General features: G+C 69.7%; 23 protein-coding genes. 11 read left to right on the top strand and 12 right to left on the bottom strand.

Annotated features, from left to right (window positions below; genetic code table 11):
* The first annotated feature begins 190 nt into the window (after window positions 1–190).
* A complete protein-coding gene (locus tag ACLIN4_RS20435) occupies window positions 191–841 on the top strand; it encodes a hypothetical protein (protein ID WP_107476935.1) in 651 nt (216 codons plus the stop codon).
* A complete protein-coding gene (locus ACLIN4_RS20430; RefSeq protein ID WP_107476942.1) occupies window positions 841–1,908 on the top strand; it encodes a hypothetical protein in 1,068 nt (355 codons plus the stop codon). The genes ACLIN4_RS20435 and ACLIN4_RS20430 overlap by 1 nt, the downstream gene beginning before the upstream one ends.
* A gap of 132 nt (window positions 1,909–2,040) precedes the next feature.
* Here ACLIN4_RS20430 and ACLIN4_RS20425 read toward each other — a convergent pair whose 3' ends face one another.
* Window positions 2,041–2,466: an ATP-binding protein gene (locus ACLIN4_RS20425; protein ID WP_100045596.1), complete on the bottom strand. Its 426-nt coding sequence runs from the start codon at window positions 2,464–2,466 to the stop codon at window positions 2,041–2,043.
* A gap of 215 nt (window positions 2,467–2,681) precedes the next feature.
* Between ACLIN4_RS20425 and ACLIN4_RS20420 the strand changes: the two genes are divergently transcribed.
* The 7 genes from ACLIN4_RS20420 (at window position 2,682) to ACLIN4_RS20390 (ending at window position 7,973) form a co-directional block, all read left to right on the top strand.
* Window positions 2,682–3,533 carry a helix-turn-helix domain-containing protein gene (locus tag ACLIN4_RS20420; protein ID WP_289906986.1) on the top strand — a complete coding sequence of 284 codons (852 nt, stop codon included), beginning with the start codon at window positions 2,682–2,684 and terminating at the stop codon, window positions 3,531–3,533.
* A 10-nt stretch (window positions 3,534–3,543) separates the two neighbouring features.
* A complete protein-coding gene (locus ACLIN4_RS20415) occupies window positions 3,544–3,735 on the top strand; it encodes a DUF397 domain-containing protein (protein WP_107476933.1) in 192 nt (63 codons plus the stop codon).
* A 112-nt stretch (window positions 3,736–3,847) separates the two neighbouring features.
* On the top strand, window positions 3,848–5,437 hold the full coding sequence (locus tag ACLIN4_RS20410) for a putative adhesin (protein WP_411576093.1): 1,590 nt from the start codon (window positions 3,848–3,850) through the stop codon (window positions 5,435–5,437).
* A 13-nt stretch (window positions 5,438–5,450) separates the two neighbouring features.
* Window positions 5,451–5,867 carry a DUF4279 domain-containing protein gene (locus tag ACLIN4_RS20405; RefSeq protein WP_411576092.1) on the top strand — a complete coding sequence of 139 codons (417 nt, stop codon included), beginning with the start codon at window positions 5,451–5,453 and terminating at the stop codon, window positions 5,865–5,867.
* Window positions 5,868–6,529: 662 nt separating this feature from the next.
* Entirely contained in the window at window positions 6,530–6,988 is a 459-nt protein-coding gene (locus tag ACLIN4_RS20400; RefSeq protein WP_235787180.1) for a hypothetical protein, read from the top strand.
* Between the two features lie 19 nt (window positions 6,989–7,007).
* Window positions 7,008–7,343: a hypothetical protein gene (locus ACLIN4_RS20395; protein ID WP_107476930.1), complete on the top strand. Its 336-nt coding sequence runs from the start codon at window positions 7,008–7,010 to the stop codon at window positions 7,341–7,343.
* Between the two features lie 198 nt (window positions 7,344–7,541).
* Window positions 7,542–7,973, top strand: coding sequence for a hypothetical protein (locus ACLIN4_RS20390; RefSeq protein ID WP_411576091.1), 432 nt, complete (start codon window positions 7,542–7,544; stop codon window positions 7,971–7,973).
* A 24-nt stretch (window positions 7,974–7,997) separates the two neighbouring features.
* Here the strand turns inward: ACLIN4_RS20390 and ACLIN4_RS20385 are convergent, their stop codons facing one another.
* From ACLIN4_RS20385 to ACLIN4_RS20335, 11 genes are all read right to left on the bottom strand, one after another.
* Window positions 7,998–9,035 (bottom strand): hypothetical protein, encoded by a 1,038-nt coding sequence (locus ACLIN4_RS20385; RefSeq protein ID WP_411576090.1) that lies wholly within the window; start codon window positions 9,033–9,035, stop codon window positions 7,998–8,000.
* Window positions 9,032–9,697: a hypothetical protein gene (locus ACLIN4_RS20380; protein WP_411576089.1), complete on the bottom strand. Its 666-nt coding sequence runs from the start codon at window positions 9,695–9,697 to the stop codon at window positions 9,032–9,034. Before ACLIN4_RS20380 ends, ACLIN4_RS20385 begins: the two co-directional genes overlap by 4 nt.
* A gap of 64 nt (window positions 9,698–9,761) precedes the next feature.
* Window positions 9,762–10,223 carry a TadE/TadG family type IV pilus assembly protein gene (locus ACLIN4_RS20375; protein WP_289906997.1) on the bottom strand — a complete coding sequence of 154 codons (462 nt, stop codon included), beginning with the start codon at window positions 10,221–10,223 and terminating at the stop codon, window positions 9,762–9,764.
* A complete protein-coding gene (locus tag ACLIN4_RS20370; RefSeq protein WP_289906999.1) occupies window positions 10,220–10,669 on the bottom strand; it encodes a TadE/TadG family type IV pilus assembly protein in 450 nt (149 codons plus the stop codon). The genes ACLIN4_RS20375 and ACLIN4_RS20370 overlap by 4 nt, the downstream gene beginning before the upstream one ends.
* Window positions 10,670–11,131: a TadE family protein gene (locus ACLIN4_RS20365; protein WP_107476925.1), complete on the bottom strand. Its 462-nt coding sequence runs from the start codon at window positions 11,129–11,131 to the stop codon at window positions 10,670–10,672.
* A 31-nt stretch (window positions 11,132–11,162) separates the two neighbouring features.
* The gene (locus tag ACLIN4_RS20360; RefSeq protein WP_290012826.1) at window positions 11,163–11,423 is read right to left on the bottom strand and encodes a hypothetical protein; all 261 of its coding nucleotides are present in this window, start codon (window positions 11,421–11,423) and stop codon (window positions 11,163–11,165) included.
* Window positions 11,424–11,540: 117 nt separating this feature from the next.
* Entirely contained in the window at window positions 11,541–12,464 is a 924-nt protein-coding gene (locus ACLIN4_RS20355; RefSeq protein ID WP_179342333.1) for a type II secretion system F family protein, read from the bottom strand.
* Complete coding sequence (locus ACLIN4_RS20350; RefSeq protein ID WP_107476941.1) at window positions 12,461–13,519, bottom strand: type II secretion system F family protein; 1,059 nt, start codon at window positions 13,517–13,519, stop codon at window positions 12,461–12,463. The genes ACLIN4_RS20355 and ACLIN4_RS20350 overlap by 4 nt, the downstream gene beginning before the upstream one ends.
* Before the next feature lie 5 nt (window positions 13,520–13,524).
* Complete coding sequence (locus ACLIN4_RS20345; protein WP_043381296.1) at window positions 13,525–14,832, bottom strand: CpaF family protein; 1,308 nt, start codon at window positions 14,830–14,832, stop codon at window positions 13,525–13,527.
* Window positions 14,829–15,686: a hypothetical protein gene (locus tag ACLIN4_RS20340; RefSeq protein WP_100045604.1), complete on the bottom strand. Its 858-nt coding sequence runs from the start codon at window positions 15,684–15,686 to the stop codon at window positions 14,829–14,831. The genes ACLIN4_RS20345 and ACLIN4_RS20340 overlap by 4 nt, the downstream gene beginning before the upstream one ends.
* A 17-nt stretch (window positions 15,687–15,703) precedes the next feature.
* The gene (locus ACLIN4_RS20335; RefSeq protein WP_107476924.1) at window positions 15,704–16,423 is read right to left on the bottom strand and encodes a hypothetical protein; all 720 of its coding nucleotides are present in this window, start codon (window positions 16,421–16,423) and stop codon (window positions 15,704–15,706) included.
* A gap of 465 nt (window positions 16,424–16,888) precedes the next feature.
* On the opposite strand from ACLIN4_RS20335, the gene ACLIN4_RS20330 reads away from it, so the two are divergent.
* A complete protein-coding gene (locus ACLIN4_RS20330) occupies window positions 16,889–17,854 on the top strand; it encodes a hypothetical protein (RefSeq protein ID WP_289907008.1) in 966 nt (321 codons plus the stop codon).
* A gap of 277 nt (window positions 17,855–18,131) precedes the next feature.
* Window positions 18,132–20,357: a hypothetical protein gene (locus ACLIN4_RS20325; RefSeq protein ID WP_411576767.1), complete on the top strand. Its 2,226-nt coding sequence runs from the start codon at window positions 18,132–18,134 to the stop codon at window positions 20,355–20,357.
* Window positions 20,358–20,420 lie beyond the last annotated feature (63 nt).

Raw genomic sequence — 20,420 nt, 5'->3', positions numbered from 1 at the left:
ACCGCCGACAGCGTCGAAGGCCCGCGTGAGCGGGCCACCGCAACATCCGTCCGCTTGACACCCTTTGCCCCGTAACGCCGTCAACCCCTTCACCGCCCCCACACAATCCCCAGAAACCGCCCAGGTCCCCTGCACCACCCCCTGATAGCTTCGTTCCCTCTCGCAACGCCGTACCCCGGGGGGAACAACCGTGGCCCGCAGCGCCCTCACCATCACCGCAGCCACCTTCACCGCGACGGCGGCACTGCTCCTGACCGCGTGCGGAGGGGGCGGGGACGACTCGTCGTCGGAGGACATCAAGGGGGCGGACACAGGGGCGGGCAGTTCCTCGCCGTCGGCGTCCGCGTCTGCGGCTGCAGGCGCCGGGCGTCCGGAAATCAAGCTTCCGAGCAGCTTCCGGCTCACCTTCGAGAACTGGACGGCCGACGACCCCGCCCGGCAGGCAGTCCTGAACGATGGCAAGGAACAACTCCGGGCGGGCTACGCGGCCATCATCGCCGACAACCCGGACAGTGAGGCGCTCGCCTTCTACGACACCGAAGCCGGCCTCTCCCAGGACCGCGAGTGGATCAAGTCGTACACGGACAAGGGACTGACCGTCATCGGTGAGCTGCCGGTGTTCGAACCGGAGGCGACGCTCTTCGCGAAGGAGACCAAGGCGCAGCTGAGGTACTGCACGGACGAGAGCGAAGCACGCACCAAGAACCGCAAGACGGGCAAGGTCGAGGCCAACCCTCCCGGCACCGACCCGAAGGTCGCCTACACGGTGACGATGCAGAAGAACGACCAGGGCGTGTGGCAGGCGGTGTCCACGGAGTCGAAGAGGGGCGGGTGCTCCTGATGCGCTGGCAGACGAAGTTCCTGGCGGGAACGCTGGCTCCGGTCATCACGCTCGTTCTCACCAGTACGTCGGCGCAGGCGTTCGGTGGCGGAGGCACCAAGGACGAGACCAGCGGCAGTACGGACGGCAAGGGGTCGCTGTCGTCCTCCGTCTCCAGCATTCGCATCACGTACGTCAGCGGTGGGGACGGCGGCGGCGAGCAGGGCAACCTCACCGCCATCGATCCCGACTGGGAGCCTCCCGCTTGCTGGTACGAACCCGCATTCACGCCCGAGCAGCTCAAGAAGTTCGTCGAAACGGACGGTGGGGGCGACGTCGGTATCCATGAATCGTGGTTCGGCGAGGAGTTGTGGACCGACCACTATCGCGACGGCAAGCCGGCGGACAACTTCGACCTGCACAAACCCACGAACAGCGTCGCCGACGGCTACAAGGACTACAACCTCGGCAAGAAGGGCTACTTCTGGCGAGGCGTGGCGCCCGACGACTCGGACCCTGAGTCCTGGGACTGCGGCCGCATCATGTTCTGGGTCGACGCGAACCAGATCCCGGACGACCCGCACGCACCCACCCCGGAGATGCTCGCCGACTACGCGTACAACAAGGTGAAGATCCCGAAGACAGAGGTGGATCTGAAGCCTCAAACCAAGTCCACCGTGAACCTCCCCACCTGGGTCTGGCTCGACAAGGGCACCTTCAAGGAGGTCAAGGTCCGTGCCGAGCTGCCAAACACGGGCCTGTGGGCCGAGACCACCGCCAAGCCGGTCGCCCTCCACCTGGAGCCCGGCACCGACGATGCCGAGACCTTCCCCGCCTCCGGCGAGTGCGAGATCAACGCCGACGGCTCCATCGGCACGCCGTACACGAAGGGCAAGGCCGACGAGACCCCGCCCTGCGGCATCCGCTACCTCCGCGCCTCGAACGGCGAGCCGTACCAGCTGAAGGCGTCGGTCACCTGGGAGATCTCCTGGGAAGGATCGGGCGGCACCGCGGGCGACCTCCCGGACGGCACCTTCGAGACGACACAGGACATGCAGGTCCAGGAGATCCAGTCCATCAACCGCTGAACGACCCTCGGCCCGCTCCGCGGTCATCTCCTTGGCTCGGGAATCCGCCAGGCACGATCCGATGAGCTGCCCGGACACCGCCGCACTCTCGGCGTCGACAGTCCGCAGAGCGAAAGCCGACGGCTCAACGCCCTACGCCGCGACGAGGTCGCACCACACGTACTTGCCCCGGTTGGCTCCCCTGGCCAGCGGCTGCCACCCCCACACGTCGGCGCACGCCCGCACCAGCGCGAGCCCCCGCCCCTCCTCCGCCTCCGCGAGCGACGCCCACTTCCCCGGCGGCTCGGGCGGTTCGGGGTCGGCGTCCCACGCCCCCACCCGCAGCACGCCGGCCGCCCACCGCACCCGCAGCGCGGCGGGTCCCTTGGTGTGGCGTACGGCGTTGGAGACCAGCTCGGCAGCGATCAGTTCGGCGGTGTCCACGAGGCGGATGAGGCCGTGCATGGTGAGGATGAGCCGGAGGGTGCGGCGGGAGACGGTGACTGCGCGCAGGTCGTTCGGGATGTAGAGGGTGTACTCCCAGGGGGCGGCCGGGTCGGCCGGTCGGGTTTCGGGCATGGGTGAACTCCGGTCGGGTGGGAGGGAAGCGGCCGGTGGCATCGCCGCCTCGCCAGGGCATGACGAAGCGGTGCACTTCCGACCTCGGAAGTAGCGCCGCGTATGCAGTACGCCACTGAACGTAGAGCAAAAATTTTTGCCCGCGCAAGCCGTTGCCCTAATCTGACCCTCGTAAGCGGTACATCGGTGGGTGAGTTGAGAGCCGGAGGGGACGCGTGGCACCAAGGAGCCGACCGACGGCGCGGCAGGTACGTCTGGGCACGGAACTGCGCAGACTGCGCGAGGCCGCCGGGCTGAAAGCCCGTGAGGTCGCCGGACTGCTCAGCTCGACTTCGGCTCAGATGAGTCAGGTCGAGGCCGGCTTCGCCGGAGTGAGCGAAGAGCGCGTGCGCCGATTGGCCGCCCACTACGCCTGTCCCGACGACGCCTTGGTCGATGCTCTCGTGGCGATGGCCACCAACCGCACCCACGGTTGGTGGGAGGAGTTCCAGGGCGTCCTTCCCCCGGTCTTCCTGGACGTCGCCGAAGTGGAACAGCATGCGACGTTCCTGCGCGAAGTCGTCATCACGCACGTGCCCGGACTGCTGCAGACCCCGGACTACGCCCGCGCGGTCTTCGGCTACATGGTCCCCGAGCTGCCCGACAGCGAGCTGACTCCGCGCGTCGAGCACCGGATGAAGCGCCGGGCAGTCATCGAGCGCGCCCCTGCTGTCCCGTACGAGACCATCGTCCACGAAGCCGCGCTGCGCATCCGCGTGGGCGACCGCGAGGTGACTCGCGCCCAACTGCACAGAATCCTGGAGGAGTCGGAGAGGGAGAACATCACGGTACGAGTCGTCCCCTTCGACACCGACCACTTCGCAGGTGCCAGCGCCGCCATGATGCACGTGGGCGGCCCGCTGCCCCGCCTGGACACCGTGCTGCGCGACTCCCCCAGCGGCACCGCCTTCCTGGACGCCGAATCTCAGCTCGACCGTTTCCGGAAGCTGTTCCGTAAAGTGGAAAAGGCTGCACTCGACCCCGCCCGGACGCGGGACTTCATCCATAACCTGGCGAAGGAACTGTGAGGCGCGACGCGTGACCGTCCCCATCGACTGGCAGAAGTCCTCCTACTCCGAGGGAGGCGACGGCAACACCTGCGTGGAGATAGCCCCACTCGCCACCCGCGTCGCGATACGTGACTCCAAGGACCCCTCCCAGGGCACAGTGACCGTCCCGTTCGAAGCCTTCACCGCGCTCGTCCGGAGCTTCAGGGCAGCCGCTCCCTGACCCCCTGTCCGCCTGTCCGCCTGTCCGCCTACTCCGCGACGATCCACTCGTGCGATAAGTTCATACGCACGTTCCAAGCGATAGGCATCGCGCGTGTACGGGGGAGAACACGGTGTCCCACAGGCCGACGGACTGGCACGTACTCGACCTGGAGAAGGACCCGACCCCGGGCGACCCGCAACGCATACGCAAACTCGCCGGCACGCTGCACGACTTCGCCGACGACGTGGCGGAGGCCCTCCGCGACCTCAAGGGCATAGCCAAGGAGGACGAGATCCTCTCTTGGGCGGGCAAGACGGCGGACGTGTTCGCCGAGGAGTTCGAGGACGTCCCGAAGAAGCTCCGGAAGCTGAAGAGGTCGTACGACCTGGCAGGCGACGCGCTGGCGAGCTTCTGGCCCGACCTCCAGGACGCCCAGGAGAAGGCCGACAAGGCCCTGCGCGACGGCCGTAAGGCGCGCGACGAACTCACCACCGCCCAGACGGCGTTGTCGGGAGCGAACGACTGGGTCCGCACCGCTACCGAGAAGGTGGACTCCTACGACCCCGCCAAGAACGGCGGCAAGGACATCCCCAAGCCCGACGAGGCCGACGTACGGCGTGCCACCCGCGACGCCCAGCACGCGAAGGCCCGCCAGGCCACGGCCGAGCGGAACGTCGAGAGCGCGAAGGACGCCCTGGACGCGGCCAGGAAGCTCGCCGCCCAGGCCAAGGGGCTGCGCGAGGACGCCGCGCGCCGGACGGTGACCAAGCTCCAGGAGGCGTCGGACGCCGGTATCCCGAACCGGCACTGGTGGGAGGAGATCGGCGACTGGGTCTCCGACCACTGGGACGAGATCGTCACCGTCTGCAAGTGGGTCGTCGCCGTCGTCGGGATCATCGTGATGATCGTGGGCGGCCCGCTGGGGTGGCTGGTGTTCGCGGCGGCCCTGGTCGTGATGGCCGACACGATAAGAAAAGTCATCAAAGGCGAGGCCGGCTGGGGCGACCTCCTATGGGCGGCACTGGATTGCATACCGGCGACCAAGGGCATCACGAGCCTGGCGAAGCTCGGCAAGCTGTGGAAGGCCGGCGGGCTGAAGGCGCTCGGCGCCGGGTTCATGGGAGGCATCGGCGGTGGCCTGAAGAACCTCGCCGGCGGACTGCGCGGCTTCGGTGCGGGGACCCGAAACATCTTCCGAGGCCTCGACGGATCATGGCTGGGCAAGGCGGCGTCGAGAGGTTCCGGGGGCCCGCTCCCCTCGATCGACCAGATCAAGCAGGCCCTGGTCCAGCTGAATCCGCAGCTCTCGAAGAAGGTCTACACGTCCGACCAGGGCCACTACTACGCGACTCGGGTCTTCCAGGGCGGAAGGACCGATGAGACGGTACTGGCTGGGCACGGCTTCCTGGAAGAGGGCGCGGGCACCATCCGGGTACCGGAAGGTACGTCCATGTCGTTCTACGTGGAACACGGCGACCGACTCGGCGGCCTGGACGGCCTCACCGTCGAGGCCGGGGTTTATCCGGGAGAGGCACTGCAAGTGGCTCGGTCCGGAGACGTCATTCCCAATTACACGCTGGCCGCCCCGGCAGGCAGCGGGGGTGGCTCCTTCAGCGTATTCGAGAACTCGGTCACCGTTGCTGAACGGACTAGGCTGAACGAGCTGCTCCAGCCCGGTATGGGGAACGTACACTGGGCGGCGTGCCGTGAGATCTTCTGAAGGAGCCGGGCGAATGCAGTGGGACCACGAGGAAGGCGCCTGGGCGGAAACGGGCGTGCAGTTGGTCGTCCGCAAGACCGACCTCGACCCTTCCCTCCTCGCAGAGGTGATCCGGACGCCCCCGACCTCGTTGTCCGTCCCGGACGCGGACAGCCGACGGGCCGGTCAGCCCCAGGAAGGCGTCTGGTCGCTGGCCGTGCACAAAAGGTACCCGGGAGGGGTGAACGAGCAATTCCTGGAACTGCTCGCACAAATCGAACCGTACTCCTCAGGAATCAATCACCTGGCCGCACAGGGATATGAGGTCACGATCAGTGTCACGGGCTTCGTGGGAAACGGCAGCAGCTTTACGCTGACTCCTGATGTGGTCTCCCGAATGGCCGCCCTGAACGTGCCGCTCACCGTTTCTCCGAGCACCAGTGACCGATAGCGAGAATGATGACGATCTCGGCCCCCTCGTGGGACAGCCCGACAGCGGCCCTGCTCATCTCCGGTGAGGACCTGGCCCCGCAGGACGTCACCCGAGCGCTCGGTATCACTCCGTCACTCACCCGTGAGCCAACGGTGGCTTCCCGCTTCCGTCCCGGCGAAGGAGTCTGGGCGCTCCAGGTCACCGCCCGACCCGATCAGGGCCTCGACAGTGCGCTGGACGAGTTGGCCGACCTCGTCTCCGGCAAGCTGCCGAGCATCCATTCGCTCAGGGAGTCCGGGCTGACGGTGCAGATCGACCTGAGCGGTCACGTGGACGGACGCGCCCGCGTCCCCGTCTCACCGCACAGTCTGTCGCGCGTGGCGGCGCTGGCCCTGCCGCTGTCCTTCACCACCGGCGCGGTCCCGGTCGAACGTTCTGAGGAGGCATGGGACTGGCTGCCCGAAGCAGACGGTTCTCACCGCACTCCCGCACCGGACCCCGACGAGGAAGCGAACCCCACAGCGGCGCCGGCGCCCGTCGGTGTGTCGCTGGCGGTCCCCGACTCGTGGTGGGAGTTCGACATCCGTCCGGAAGGCCGGGAGGCCACCATCCGTGGCCTCGTCGACGAGCGCGTCCGCGAGTTCCCCGACCTCGCCCCCTACCGCGCCGAACTGACCGCCATGCTCCGCAAGATGGCGAAGGACGCCCACGACTCCGGTGCGATCTACTTGGGCTGCATGGCCGAGAACTTCGACGGCGTGCCGCTCTCCGCGACCGTCACCGTCTCCGTGCTCGGTGCCAAGAACAAGCAGGGCGCCGCTCTGTCCACCGACCCCCGTGCCATCGCCGAGAGCCTGCGTACGATCACCCCTCGTCGTGAAGGGGACGCCTGGCGAACGGTCACGACCGTGGACCTGCCGGAGGTGGGCATGGCGGCGCGGACGTACGGCGTCGAGGACGTGCCCGTGGCCCAAGGTGACAGTCGTACGCTGCGCATGGTGCTGACCCAGACGTACATTCCCGTCCCGGGAACCACCGATCAGGTCGTCCTCGTCTCCGGGGCCAGCCCGGTGCTGGATCTCGCCGAGGCGTTCCACGACATCTTCGACGCGGTCACCAGCACCTTCCGTTTCGTCTGACTGTTGGGGGCTTCGGGCCATGGCCAAGGGCAAGAGCGACCTCGCGCTGCCGCTCTCCGAGATGGAGGACTACGGGCGCCGGCTGCGGTCGCTGAAGACGCGGCTGAACCACACCAAGAAGCTCTTCGAGTCGTACAAGGACGACATCGGCGACGGCAGCGTCAACGACGCCCTCGGCGACTTCGAGTCCAACTGGGAGGACGGCCGTGAGGACATCACCCAGCAGCTCGACGCCCTCGCCGACATGTCGGACGCAGTGGTCCGGGAGTTCAAGAAACTCGACGACGACCTCACCAAGAAGGTCAGCGGCTCCGTGAAGACGGAGGACAAGCGGGGCGGCGGTGGCGAGAAGTAGGCCGTCGGGGGCGGGCGCGCTGTCGGTGACGTCCGGCTCGACCTGCGCGACGTGGGCTTCCACGGGACGCGCACCGGCGACGGCTTCGTCCCGCTGGCCACCCATCTGGCTTCTCAGCGGCGCAGGCAGGGGATTGTGCCGCGAGAGGTCCGTTCGCGTACATCGGCCGACGACCTGAACCGACGTGAGGAGCCCTCAGTGGCCATCAGACCCGCCCGGGGCGAACGAACGGTCCGCACTGTCGGCTTCTTCACCGAACTCGCGCCCGGATGGGGCTTTCCGGCCGAGGGCTCCATCACGGACGCGGTGAGGGACTTCGGGGTGGCCGACGAGAGCCGAGTCGTCTCGTACCTTCGTGGAGGTGCCTGGATCTGGGCGGAGATGGGGGCGGAACGCGACGTGCTGGACCCTGAGGGCCCGACGCTGGTCAGCGCCGGGTCGCTCTGCACGGACGGGGCCTGGGTCTGGCGGGAGGACCTGTCGTATTACTTGGCCACGTATCACCTGGCGCTGCCCGACGACTTCGTCACTCGGGTCCGGGAGCTGGCCTATTCGCCTCCGGTGGTCCCGGAGAGCCGGCTCGTCGAGATCGCGACGCGGGATCTCGGGATATCCATGGACCAGGCGTAGTCGCTCGGCTTGATGGCCTGACCCTCAGCGGTTCACGGACTGGATCTCCTGCACCGTCACGTCCTGCGTGGCGCCGAACGTGCCCTCCGGGAGGTCGCCGCCCTCGCCCGTGGTGCTGGACCACGAGATCTTCCAGGTGACGGTGGCCTGCAAGGCGTACGCGCCGTCGGAGCCCGATGCGCGGAGGTAGGTGACGCCGCAAGGTGGGGTGTCGTTCGCCTTGCCGTCCGCGTACGGCTCGCCGATGCTGCCGTCTGCGTTGATCTCGCAGTCGCCCGATGCGGGGTAGGTACGGGCGTCACCCGTGCCCGGGTCGATGTGCAGGGAGACGGGCTCGGCGGTCGTGGTGGCGGACAGGCCCGTGCCGGGGAGGCTGGCGGTGACGGAGATCTTCTTGAACTTGGCCTTGTCGAGCCAGATCCAGGTGGGGAGGTTCACCTTTGTGGCTCCGGCCGGCTTGATTTCGATTTCCGTGCCGGGGACCGGGAGTTCGTCGTAGGCGTATTCGGCGAGCACTTGGGGGGTGAGGGCGAGGGGCTCGTCGGGCGTATCGCCGTTGTCGACCCAAAACGGAGGCTTGTCGCACGCCTGGGCTTCCGGTTCGTCTTCCCTGTTCGGGTTGGCCACGCCCGCCCAGAACATGCCCTCGCCCTGCTTATCGAGGTTGTAGTTCTTGTAGGGATCACCGTCCTTGAAGTACTCGTCGTACATGTCGGCGACCATGTTGCCAAGTCCGAACGGATTGAACTTCCGGAGGGCGTCAAGGGTGCCCTTCAGTTGTTTGGGGGAAAAGGCGGGCTCATACCAGCAGGCTGGCGGCGTCCAGTTGACGTCTCTAGAGGTCAGAGAACCCGTCTCGGTGGTGGTGGAACTCCCGTTGACCGTCGTCGTGACCTTCGTCTGGGCATAGAGCGTCTTGCCGCTTCGACCGCCCTGGCCACTTCCGCGTTGCTGATCGGTGCCGCCCCGGCCGCCAGCGGCGTAAGACGTCATCGGCACGGCTGTCAGAGCGAGCGCCAACACCGGCACAGCAAGACGGCGAAACCTGGACAGCCCGTTCACATGCACTTTTCGGCACCCGCCCCCGACGTCACCTTGGCCGACTGCCAGACGCCCTGATCGTTCTTCTCCAACCGTTCAGTCACGAAGGTGTAGTCGTCGGCCGACGCCGGGATCGACTTGTCCACCTTGCCGGTCTTGCGGTCCTTGGGGTACGTCTTGGTCCCGTCGATGCAGTAGGTGAGCGCCGCCGCCCCACCGTTGAGAAGCGTCACCTCGCGCTTGTAGTAGCGCGTTGTCCCCACGAAGCTGCGGTCGTTGTCATAGAATGACTGGATGTACTCGGCCGCCGACAGCAGTGCGGCGTCCTTGTTATAGAACTTGACCGCAGGTTGGGCTGCAGCCTGGTCACCGGTGATCGCGGCGTCGATGGCGGTCATGTTCCGCTCGTGGTCCGCCAACACGGCGTCCTTCTCATCGTCTCCGGTCTCACCGTCTTCGAAGACATCCTTCACACCTTGAGGCAGCCTGACCTCGGGCCTCCCGATACCGTCGTCCGAAGAGGACGGCGTCGGTGACGCCGACGCCGAAGCCCCCGTGTCCGCCCCCGCGATCTTGTCCTTGCCGGAGTCCTCGGAGTCCGAGCCGCCGCAGCCGGAGAGGAGCAGGGTGACCGCTGCCGTCAGGGCGGCGGCAGCGGTGGCGGTGGTCGGGCGTGTGCGCATGGGAGTCGTACCTCCGTTGGTGGGGGGGATGGAAGCGAGGGGCGGGAGGGTGGCGGCGGGTGGGTCAGCCCACCTCGTTCTCCGCCACCGCCTGCCCGTGGACGACCACGTCGCCGCCGTAGAACAGCCCCGTGAAGACCGGGGAGTAGGTGAGCTGGACCTCGACCTGCACCTGCGCGGCGTCGGCCACCACGCAGTGCGTCCCGGCGATGTCCGCGCCGGTCATGTTCATCTCGGCGGCGAAGGCCTTGACCCTCGCGTCGCAGTTCTCGTAGTTGATGGGGGCGGGGCCGCCCACGTCGTCGTAGAGGGCCTCGCGGTCGATGTCCTGGGCGGCGTACCGGGCGGCCTGCTCGGCGATGTCCGCGGCGCGTTCCCGCTTGGAGATGGACATGCCGCCGTCGATGACGAAGGCCGAGAGGGCGAGGAAGACCAGGGCGAAGATGATGACCGCGCCGGCGCCCGAGCCGCGGTCGTCCAGGTGGGCGCGCAGGTGGGCGAGCCGGACGCGTACGAGGGATCTCACGCCGTCCTCCGGTACGGGTCCAGCGGGGAGCTGAAGGTCGCCGAGAGGGTGGTGGGGATGTCGAGGCCGATCATCGCCAGGCCGCGCACCTCGCAGCTGACCTCCACCGTGAAGAGGGTGTCGGGCTCGAAGCCCGCGCTCTTCTGGACGACGGAGACCGGGCCGGAGCAGACGTCCGCGAGGTTGGCCTCGGCGGCCCTCTTCGCCTCGGCGATCGCCGTGCCGTGGTCCTTCTGGATCGAGCCCGCGCGGGCCGCGTCCCGGGCGGCGCCGTCGAGGGCGCCGCGGCCGTCGACCAGCTGGCCGAAGGCCACCAGGACGAGGATGAACAGGATCATCACCGGGGCGAGGATGACCACCTCGATGGTGGACAGGCCGGCGTCGTCCGGTGTCCGGCTGCGGTTCTCGGGCGCCGTCGGGCCGGGCGCGCGCAGGGTGCCCCGCATTCAGTTCCCCCCGTCCTCGACGAAGCGCTCCACCGGGCCCATCGACTCCGCGTGCACCGTCAGGTCCAGCCCCGGGAACACCGTCGGGATGCGGGCTGTGATCTCCACTCCGACCGTGTCCTGTTCCGGCTGGAGCATCTTCACGTCCGGTGCGATGACCAGTTGGGGGCCCAGTTGGCTGATGTAGCTGTCGACCACGTCCTGCGCCTCGCCGCGCCAGCCGCCGGGCTGGGCGTCGGCCGTCGCGCGGGCCTTGCGGGCACCGGCCTGGGCCGCCGCCTGTGCCACGTGGTCGGCGAAGAAGTACAGCCCGAACTGCACCGTCGCGAAGATCATGAAGAACAGGACCGGGGTGAGCAGTACGAACTCGATCGCGGTCATGCCGGAATCGCCGCGGGTGGCCACCGCCTCGCGCGCGGTCTCCACCCTGCGGCGCACCCGTCTCAGCATGCTCCCCGGCATCCCCGTCAACCCCGTTCGTCGCGTCGTGCGATCAGCAGGTGCTGCCCGCGTCCGCGCCCTTGATGCAGTCGCCGACCTTGTTCGCGCCCTCGCTGAGGGCGGCGTTGATGATGGCGGCCACGACGCCGACGATCGCCACGACGACCGCCGAGATGATGACCCACTCGACCGCCGACGCGCCGCGGTCCAGTTCGCCGGAGCGGGCGCGCTCCACGCGGGCCTTGAGGAAGGTGATCAGGAAGTCCACGGGCACGATGCCCGTGGTGCCGGTGCGGAAGTTCCGTCCGTTCATGGTGGGTTTCTGTCCTCTCGTATCAGTTTCTGGAAGCGAAGTCGCTCTGGAGCCTCTGAGGCCTGTGAGGTCTGTGAGGCTTGGAGCCGTTGGAGCCTCTGGAGCTGATAAACCGCGTCACACCTGAAACACCCGCATCGCCGCCGGATAGATCAGGAACACCAGGAACCCGGCGCACAGCAGGAGCTGGGCCACGAGCATCGACTGGGACTTCTCGCCCGCGCTGCCCTCGATCTCGGCGAGTTCGCGGTGCCGCATGGTCTCGGCGCGGGAGGCCAGGGACTCGCGGACCTTGGCGCCGTCGTCGGCCACCAGGGCGAGGGAGGCGGAGAGGTCCTTGAGTTCCTCGACGCCCAGGTCCTCACCGAGCTGGCCGAGCGCCTGCCACTGGCTGATGCCCGTGATGCGCGCGTCGGCCAGGGCGTTGCGGATGCGGTGGGTGGCCCAGCCGTCCGACACCTCCGCCGCCGCCATCAGCGCCTCGGGCAGACCGCGCCCGCCGGCCAGGCTCATGGAGACCAGGTCCAGGTACGCGCCGATCACGCGCCGCAGGTCACGGCGCTTCTCGGCGGCGTCCCGGCGTACCTCCAGGTCGGGGAGGAAGAAGAAGATCACCGCGCAGAGCAGGGCCAGCCAGACGGGGATGACCGGGCTGTCGTTGAAGCCGAGGGTCCACACGATCGCGAACAGGAACGGCCCGAAGAACAGGCCGCCCACCGCCAGCAGCGCCTTGGTCGCCAGGAACTTCTCCCAGCTGCGGTCCAGCACCGCCAGGTCCGCGCGCAGCGAGCGCTGCTCCCAGCCCTGCTGCAGGTACAGCTCGGCGACGCGGGCACCGACCTGGGCGCGCAGCGTGCCGAAGCGGCCGGTGTCCTTCGCCGTGCGCGACGACGATTCGTACGCCGCCCCGCGCGCCCGCATCGCGTCGATGCGGGCGACCTGCTGGATCGGGCTCTGCCTGCTCGGCATCAGGGCGCGGACCAGGGCGTAGATGCCCAGGCCGATGACCGCGCCGACCAGGACCGGCATCGTCAGGTTCATCGTCGTACCCCCTCGTCCCCAGACGCCTGCGACGGCTGGGACGGTTGCGGCAGGCGCTGCGCGGTCTGGCCCGGCTGGGCGGCCGCGTGCTGCGGCTGCCCCGGCGTGCGGGGGCGCACGAACCGGACGTCGGAGTTGTCCCGGACGAGGAAGCGCTCCGGGGTCTCGATGGTCGACAGCTTGCGCAGCCACCAGAAGCCCAGCGCGAACAGTCCGCACACGCAGGCCAGGACGAGCTGGCCGACGGGCGATCCGTACGGCTCGACGAAGTCCCGGTTGAAGATGGACAGGCCGAGGACGAAGAGGACCGACACCGCGACCACGATCTGGACGGAACGGCGGGTCGAGGCGCGCTGGGCCATCACGCGCTGGCGCATGTCGACCTCCTCGCGCGCCGACTTGGCGAGCGCGCCGAGGACCTGGCGCAGACCGGGACCGCGCAGCCGCGCGTTGAGGATCAGCGCGGCGACGATGATGTCGGCGGACGCGTCGTCGATCTCGTCGGCGAGGTGCTGGAGCGCGTCGGGCAGCGGGGTGCGCGAGCGCAGCCGGTCGACCAGGGCGTCCAGGTGCGGGCGGAGCACGGGCGCGGCGGCGCGGGCGGAGGCCGGGATGGCCTGCTCCAGGCCGACGGCGCCGGCGATGGTGTCGCGCAGGGACTCCGTCCAGGAGGCGAGGGCCTCCACCCGCTTCATGGCGGCGCGTTCTTCGGCGGCGCCGCCGAAGAGGCGGTCCCAGAAGAAGACGAGGACGCCGGCGGCGATGCCCAGGACCGCCCAGCGGGTGACGAGCAGGACGACGAGGCCGACGATGGCCGCGAGGGAACCGCGCTGACCGGCCCAGCGGATCAGTTCGTTGGCCCGCTCGGTGGCCTGGCGCTTCTCGTGCTCGGGCTTGGCGGGCAGGCCGCGTACGGCGAGCAGGAGCAGGGCGATGCCGCCGCCGACGGCGACGCCGCAGCCGAGGGCGTACAGGACGGTGGTGGAGAAGAGGCCGCCCATGGAGCCGAGGGAGTCGAGCGCGGCGAGAGTGGTGTGCGTGGTGTGCGTGGTCATGTCCGTCACCCCCACGTTCCGTTGGGCCGGTAGCCGTAGGCGATGAGTTCCTCCAGGCAGGCTATGGGGGCGTGCGGTACGACCCGGCCGTCGGGGGTCTCGGCGAAGACCTCGCTGGAGAGGACGCGTCCGTCGACGCCGTTGACCTCGCGGACGGAGGTGACCATGCGCTGGAGGCGTCCGCCGCTGTGGAAGTTGTTGCGCCGCTGGATGAAGACGACGAAGTTGACGGCGCCGGCCACCAGCATCTGGCTGGCCTCGATCGGCAGCCGTTCGGCGGCCTGGAGGGCGTACGTCGAGATGCGGTTGAAGACCTCGTGCGAGCTGTTGGCGTGGATCGTGGACAGCGAGCCGTCGTTGCCCTGCGACATCGCGTTGAGCATGGTCACGATCTCGTCGCCCAGCACCTCACCGACGATGACGCGGGAGGGGTTCATACGGAGGGACCGGCGGACCAGCTCCGCCATGCTGATGGTGCCCTGGCCCTCGGAGTTCGGCAGCCGCTCCTCGAAGGCCACCACGTTGGGGTGGAGGTCGGGGAAGGTGTCGAGGCCCAGCTCCAGGGCGCGCTCGACGGTGATCAGGCGCTCGTTGGGCGGGATCTCGTTGGCGAGGGCACGCAGCAGTGTCGTCTTGCCCGCGTTGGTCGCGCCCGCGATCATGATGTTCTTGCGGGCCCGGACCGCGCAGGCCAGGAAGTGGCCCAGCTCCGGGGTGAGGGTGCCGTTGCCGACCAGGTCGGAGATGAAGACCTTGCCCATGCGGGCGCGGCGGATGGACAGCGCCGGGCGCCGGGCGACGTCCATGACCGCAGACAGACGCGAACCGTCCGGCAGACGCAGGTCCAGCTGCGGGTTGGCGGAGTCGAAGGGGCGGGAGGAGAGGCCGGAGTAGGCGCCGAGGATCTGGATCAGCTCGATCAGTTCCTCGTCGGTCTCGGCGACCGGCTCGCCGCGCTCCTCGCGTCCGTCGGAGTAGCCGACGAAGACCTGGTCGCAGCCGTTGATGTCGATGTTCTCGACCTCGGGGTCGTCCAGCAGCGGCTGGAGCCGCCCCACGCCGAACAGCGCGGCGTGCACGGCGGCGGCGTACGCCTCCTCCGTCTCCGCGTCCAGCGGCGTGCGCCCGGCGTTGATCTCGGCGCGGGCGTACTCCTCCAGGATCTGTGCGATGACGGCGCGCGCGTACTGCCGCTCGTCCTCGGTGGACATCGGCGTGACGCCGCTGACCTGGTCCTGGCGACGCTGCTCGGCGATGCGGTCACCGGCGTCCTGCCGGAACCGCTTGACCAACGAGTGGTCGACAGCGGTCATCGGCCGGCCCCCGCATGGCCGTTCATGTCGGCGCCGGCGGGTCCGGTCGGTGCGGACCAGGCGGCGCCGAACTGCTGGTACAGGTCCGAGGTGACCTTGCGGGCGGAGCGGATGAGCAGCGACTTCTCCAGCCGGCCGCGCCTGCGCCCGGCCAACTGGTCGGCGCCGGCCGGGTCGTCGGCGATGGTGCCGACCACGCGGGCGCCGGTCTGGGCGGCCACCAGCATGTCGTTGACCTGGCCCGAGAGCTTGGCGGCGTTGTTGGTGTCGGCGACGAGGACGACGCCGATCAGCGGCATGCCGAGGCTCGCGGCACCGCGCGGGCCGCCGTGCAGCTTGTTGGACAGTGCGGCGGCGCGGTCGCGGACGCGGGCGATGGCCTCCGGCTCGGTACGGGAGATCAGCAGGACCAGCGCGGCGTGCGGGAACAGCTCCGTCGCCGGCGAGTCGCCGCTGATGCGGCCGCAGTCGGCGATGACGTCGGCGGGCGCGTTCGGGGAGTCGGCGAGGGAGGCGAAGGCACGGCCGAGGGTGGGCCACAGGCCCGCGAGACCGGCGGCCTGCTCGGAGATGCCGAGTCCGACGAGGACCTCGAGGCCGCCGCTGAGCGGCTGCACGTGGTCCCAGAGCTGGTCGGGCACGAGGCCGCGGCGCGCGGTCGCGGCGATCGAGAGCATGCCGGTGTTGGGGTTGAGCGGCCCGCCGTGCGCGGCGGCGGACCGGTACACCAGGTCGCCGCCCGCCGGGTCGGTCTCGGCGAGCAGGACGCGGCGCGGCCAGACCGCCGCGAGGGCGACGGCCGCGGTGGTGACGCCGGGGGAACCCTTGTCGGCGGCGAGGGCGATGAGGGCCATGGGTGGTTGGTCGCCTTCTACTTGCCGGGGACACGCACGATGGCGACCTCGCCGGCGGACGCCGCCGAGGCCAGGGCAGCCGCGTCGGCCTCGTCCACGAGGAGGGTGAGCGACTTGCTGCCGGTGCTGACGGTGGAGTCGCTGTCCTTCGTGACGATCTCCACGCGGGCCTCGGCGATGAGCGCGTTGGAGGAGGAGGACGACGACGATTCGTTGTCGGAGGCGTCCGAACTGCCGGCGCTCCGGGTACCGACGCGGTAGGCAGCCACGCTGTCGCCGCTCTTGATGTCCGAGGGGTACTGCCCCTCCTTGAGGGCCACACCGACGGACGCCTTGCCGGCGGGCAGCTTGGCCTCCTTGGCGAACATCTCGCCGACGACGACGGAACCCGCGGGGATCGCGGACACGGCCTTGTACGTCTTGATCGTGTCGAACTGTTCCCACTTGACGTAGTGGATACCGGGGTCGTCCGCGACCATCACCGAGGTCGAGTTGCTCTTGTTGATGGAGCCGCCCGCCGGGATGGGGGCCGTCACCTTGACGACCTCGACCCGGTCCCCGGCCCGCAGCACCAGCATCGTCGCACCCAGCGCGCCCAGCAGGATCAGCAGCACCGCCAGCGCGGCCAGCGCGGGTTTGCGCTCGCGGGGAGGGCTGGGAAGCCGGTCACCGACCGATGGCTGAACCGGAGCCGCGGAACGTCCCGCGCCCGCCCCCGTACGCTCCTGGATCTTCACGCAACCGCTCCCCGTACACCCAAGAAATTGTCTGCCGCGTACTCGCTCGAGCAGCAGTCACCGCTCAAGCAAGCGCAATCGTCTGTAAATTCGGACACTTCGCTCGTGTCCGCCCGACCGGTGGCGTCCCGGGACAACCCCTGACGCACCCGCCTGACCTGGGCGAATAGCCAGCAGCGAGGCGGGTGTCAAGCCATCGCACCGTATCAGCCGCACATAAGCCCCTCAAGGCTCGCCCGCCCCCTCGGGCCTCGCACCTCCCGCCGTTACCCGTCTGCAACTTCGTTGCAGCTCAACCCCTTTGAGAGCCGCCGGCCAGTCGCCCCTTCGACTGTGCGCGCGCGAATCCGACCGCACCTCGGCCGAACACCGTCCGCGTGCTGTTCGTCACCGTGCGGCCATGATGCCTGCACGATTCACTCACGAAGGCGCGGACGGCCCGTGCCATGATCTTCGCTCGGACCGGTGAACGATCGGCACAGCGCAGAGGGGGAGACGGTGGACCTGCTTCCGGTGAACGGTGCGGCCCTGGCCGCCGACACCAGAGTTCTGGCAGCGGTCCGGGCCATCAGCACGCGTCACGGCTTCGACTACACCGACGACACGGCGGTGACCGCGCTCCTCGCCGAGCGACGGCGGGCCCTGGAAGCGGAACAGCGTCGGCCGGCGGCGTGGCTCGGGGTGCTGGCGGTGACGGCCGGTCTGCTCCTTCCCTTCGTCGTTCCGATGGCCCCCGCGCTGACCGACCACCTCTTCGCCGCGCTCGGCGCCGCCGGGTCCCTGCTCGTCGTCGGCGTGGCACTGGTGGTGCACGCGCGCACCTGTTGGAAGCGCGCCCTGACCCACGGCCCGCTCGCCGGCTACCGCGAGGTCCTGGGCGTGGCCCGCGCGCACGGCGTTCCGCTGACGCACGTACCGGCGTGGCTGGAGGGCCGTTCGTCGACCGGGGGCGGGAAGGGCGCGGCGCCGATTCCGACGTACGAGACGGTCGAGCCGCTGTCGGACGACGCACTGCGCGACGAAGCGCTGCCGGGCCCGGCACCGTCCCAGGGTGCGGCCGAGCCCGTCACCGCCCAGGCCGCCGCCCCGGTCGCCGTACCGCCGAAACCCGAAGCCGTCCGGTCGTACGAGACGATGGCCGACGTCGGCGGCTGGCACGACGAAACGGGCTGTCTGCTGATCCTGGTCGGCGCGGGCGGCGCCATGTGGGCCGCCACTTCCGCCGAACCCGTCGGCTACGGCGCCCTCCTCCTCGTACCCCTCGCCGTGTACGTCTGGCTGGTCGGCCGTCGGCAGGGCAGGGAGAAGGAGCGGTTGCGGGAGGCGGCACTGGCCTACGTCCAGGAGGTCGCGGCAGCGCAGGCGGCCGGGGCCAAGGTGCCCGAGCTCTCCCCCGAGCTTCGCAAACTGACAGAAACACCGCACGCCTGACCGAGCACACCCGCTCTCGTATCTCTCCCACATCTCCCATCCCTCCCATCCCTCCCATCCCTCCCATCCCTCCCATCCCTCCCATCTCTTCCGTCCCTTCCATCTCCCCCCTCCCCCACACCCGCACTCCGCGACGCGAAGCTGCCGGCTGCGGTGGTGAAGGCGCAGAACGCCAAGCCGGGCCGAGGAAGGGCGGTTTCGCAGCAGCGAAGCCGTCAGTAGAGTGCCGCGGGCAGAAAACCCACGACCGGGGACGGGGGCACGGGGAGTGCGAGTGCTGACCACACTCAGGGCGACGGCTGGACGGCCGCCGACCGATCACACCGCGAGCGGCGTGCTCCGCCTGCTGCTCACCCTCTGCGGCCTAACCGCCCTCCTCCTCACCGCCGCGACCCTGGTGGCCGCACCGGCCCGCGCCGCCGACGCCCCCGCGGCGAGCCGTCCGCCCACCCAGGCCGCCCACCTGGCCGACCGCCTCCGCGAGAACCCGGTCCACATCACCGACCAGCTCCCCCGCGCGGTCCCCCGCTCCATGGCGCCCGACTTCGCCCGGCTCGCCGAACGCACCGGCGTACCGACGTACGTGCTCGTCCTGCCGGGCCAGGGCGGTTCCGTCGAGGACCTGCTGGGCGCGGTGCACGACCGGCTCGGGCGCGACGGGCTCTTCGTGCTCCTCGACGAGTCGGGAGTGAGGAAGGCGGCGGCCTACGGCGTACGCGCCCCCGCGGAGGCCGCCCGTACGACCACCGTCTTCGAACTCCCCTACGACGCGGGCCCGCTGCGCAGCTTCGAACGCTTCGTGGACGTAGTGGCGCAGGGCACCGAGAAGGCCGAGGCGCGGGCGGACGCGGCCCGCGAGAGCTTCCGGGAGGGCAACGAGCCGGAGGAGATGTACATCGGCCCGGCCGACCGCAGGAACCAGTCCTTCGTCACGGGCATCGCGCTGACCGGCGTACCGCTGACCATCCTGCTGTTGGCGCCGTGCGTACGGCGGGCCCGTCGCCGCTTCCCGCGAGCGACCCCGCTTCGCCCCGCCAAGGGCCGGACCGCCAAGGGCCGGACCGCCAAGGGTGTCGCTGCCACGGGTGTCGCTGCCACGGGTCGCCCGACCTCGCCCCGCACCGCCGCGGGCCGTTCCGTCCTGCGGCGCCTGCTCATCCCGGGCCTGGCCCTGGCCACCGCGGCGGCGATCGCGGTCACGGCTCCGCTCGTCTTCGACCAGACGAAACGCGGCGCCGCTCCCCTCCCCGGCCACGAGGAGATGACGGCACGGGTCGAGCGGGTCGCGGAGGGCCTGGCCCAGGACCCGGTCTACGTCGACCCTGAAAGCCCACCGGTACTGGACGAGGCCCAGCTGTCCCGGCTGCACGACCGCATCGAGCGGTTCGGGCGCTCGGAGGGCGGCGGGCCGGTGTACGTCACTGTCGTTCCGCACCTGCCGGAGGACGAGTCCGCCGGTGACGAGGAGCTGTTCGCGGCCGCGGTGCGGTCACAGCTGAGCAAGGCGGACGGGGTCGGCGAGGCGGACGGCGTGTACGTCGTCGCCGACCCGCTGGACGGCTACATCGATGTCTTCAACCACGGCCTGCGCCTGGACAGTCTGCGCCTTCTCTTCGACGTCCCCGAGTTCATCTCCTACGGGGACGACCGGTCGCACGAGGCCGACGACCACCTCCTGGGCGAGCGCCTCGACGCGCTGATGACCTACCTCGACGAGTCGCCGCGCACCGACGAGCCGGCCTCCTCCGGCGAACCTGCCCGCCCTGTCAGTCCCGAGGCGGAGAACAGCCTCCCGCCGCTCTACGCCACCGACTTCTGGCCGGGCCTGTTCGTCGGCGCCGTGGCGGCACTGCTGCTGCTCGGGCTGGTGGCGGGCGTCCTCGGGATCGTCGCGGCGGTCCTGCGTCGGCGCACTCCGCCGGTGCTGCGGACGCAGGCGCTGAAGCTGGCGGCACCGGCCAAGCCGTCCGAGGCGTACCTGCGCCGAACGGCTGGTACGGAACTCTCGGCGGCGGCAGACGCCCTCGCAGAGACCGACGGCGCCGGGTGGCAGGATCTCGCCCTCGCCTGGGAACGTTTCGACGCCGCGATGTTCCTCGTCGACGGTGACATCGAAGGCCTGAGCTCACCGGGTGGGCCGCGTACCGACCCGGCGACCCTCCTGGCCGTCATCATCCTCGCCCGCGGGGCCCGCAACGCCCTCGACGGCGACACCAACGACCGTTGCTGCGCCGTCAACCCGCTCCACGGCCCCTCGGCCGGCCGCCGCCACGTCCGCGTCCCCGCGCAGGGCAACCGCAGGCGCAGGCTGTCGCTGTGCCCGCTTTGCCTGGACGCGTCCACGAACGCACCGCACGAACTGCCCGAACGCATGCTGACCCTGCCGGGCCCGTCCGGCACCCGCGTGCCGTACGACGAACCGGCGGGCAGTCCCCTGTCCGTGCTCGGCGACGGGATCAACCGCCTGGCGGACAAGGTGAGGGAGACATCACCTGCCCGATGAGTTCGGGCCGCATCCCGGTCCGTGCCGTCTCGGCGCAGGTAGCCTCTGTGTGAGAGATCATCT

Origin of the sequence: Streptomyces mutabilis, from assembly GCF_046628145.1 — a bacterium.
GTDB lineage: Bacteria > Actinomycetota > Actinomycetes > Streptomycetales > Streptomycetaceae > Streptomyces > Streptomyces mutabilis.
Note: the sequence above shows the minus strand (reverse complement) of the source record. Positions and strands in the feature narration are given on the sequence as shown.